This is a genomic window from Microcystis sp. M49636_WE2, from assembly GCF_030065375.1.
In the GTDB taxonomy this organism is placed as follows: domain Bacteria; phylum Cyanobacteriota; class Cyanobacteriia; order Cyanobacteriales; family Microcystaceae; genus Microcystis; species Microcystis aeruginosa_C.
In genome coordinates this window covers 1-1,588 of the sequence record NZ_JASJFG010000130.1, presented here as the reverse complement: position 1 = coordinate 1,588, position 1,588 = coordinate 1, and the positions used below count along the sequence as shown (strand labels likewise).

The 1,588-nt window shown below is 39.3% G+C and carries 1 protein-coding gene; it reads right to left on the bottom strand.

The genetic code is table 11. From position 1 onward, the window contains the following. Window positions 1-1,587 (bottom strand): N-acetylmuramoyl-L-alanine amidase family protein (locus PX484_RS03085; protein ID WP_288102813.1); only part of this gene is annotated, 1,587 nt, incomplete at its 3' end. Window position 1,588 lies beyond the last annotated feature (1 nt).

Sequence of the window (1,588 nt, the reverse complement as noted above, 5' to 3'; positions counted from 1 at the left end):
GGCTAAAACTTGCGCTAATTGTTTTTGTGCCTGAGTATCGGTAATCCATTCAAATTCTTGAGGATTACTCATAAATCCTAACTCTAATAACAATGAAGGACTACTATAGGGACGAGTTAAAGCTAAATTATTCCAAAATACCCCATAGGAAGGACGACTAAGATTTTTGGTTAAATAATCGTGGAGAAAAACCGATAGATCCGCTGCCTGGGGATGATACCAAAATATGCCGATTCCTTGAGTATTTAAGGCATCTCCATCATCAGGCAAAGCATTATAGTGAACCGATATTGCTAGGGTTGGTTGCAGATTATTAATCATCTCTACTCGTGCCGGTAGGGATAGATAAATGTCCGTTTCTCTGGTTAAATAAACTGTTGCCCCCAATTTTTCTAATTCCTGTTTAATTAATTTAGACATAAGCAAATTAATCTCTTTTTCTGTGTAACCCGTCGGACCGACAGCGCCGGTTTCTTTACCTCCATGTCCTGGATCTAATAAAATAACTTTGCCCTGTAAATTATCACTTTTTTCCGGGGGATGACGCAGGGTTAAGATTAAATTTGTCCCCTGGTAACGAAGACTATAACCCCACTGTTGTTTTTGATTAAGATTAAAAGTGTATTCTATCGTGGTCGGGTTGATTTGTCGCCAATCTAAACGTCTTACTAAAGGATTATCCACTAGAAAAATTGTATCGGTTTGGGCAATGGTATTATAAAGAGTCAAAATAAATTTATCATCTTCTTGTGCCACGGCGATGGGTACAGGATGGGAGAGGGGGAAAATAATTTCCGTTGCTTGATTGATACTGCGAGAAGAGAGACCACGAATATTAGCATTATCTAGGACTTCATTAACTATTAAACGGGTTTCTCGCTCTAAAATCCAACCACCATAATCTAACCGTAACCAATCCCCTTCTTTCCCAGTGACTCTCGCTTTCGTGCCTTGGGGTAAAGGAGTTAAACGGGAATAATCACTACCCGGCCCCGTGCGTGCTACCCCTTGGACCGCTATAATTTCAATCACTGGTAAATTTTGATCGCTAATAATGTTAATTTCTCCTTGACCTTGTTGGCTAATAGAGCGATTATTTAATTGTGCTGTAAAAATAGGTTTTCCTAAGTTAGCCTCTTGCTTAAACTGCTGACAACCTCGATAGTAACCAGTTTTATCCTCGGAATTCGCTTGATTAAGATTAGTTAAAACTGCGGCATTACTAGGCAGTTTTGTAGTGTGAGTTTGGGGTAAAAGAGGTAAGATTTTATCTCCTAACTGCACAGAAACCTGAGCTTGGGGAGTGGCAATCGCACTAAAACAAATCCATTCCCCCACTAACCTCGTCTTATTGACAGAAGGACTGAGAGAGTTATCAGCAAAAGCTAATTCTTGGGGAATAATTGCTTGAGTATCTAGACGAATTATTTGACGATTAATAGTTTGGTTTTGATAGCGAATAGTGAAATTATTTTCGCCAACTTCTAGGGGAAAACTAGGGGCAAAATATCCTTTAGCACTGCGTTGAATCGGTTGATTATTGAGCAAAACTTGACCCGATGGAGGAGCAGAACCAATAAAAAAGATT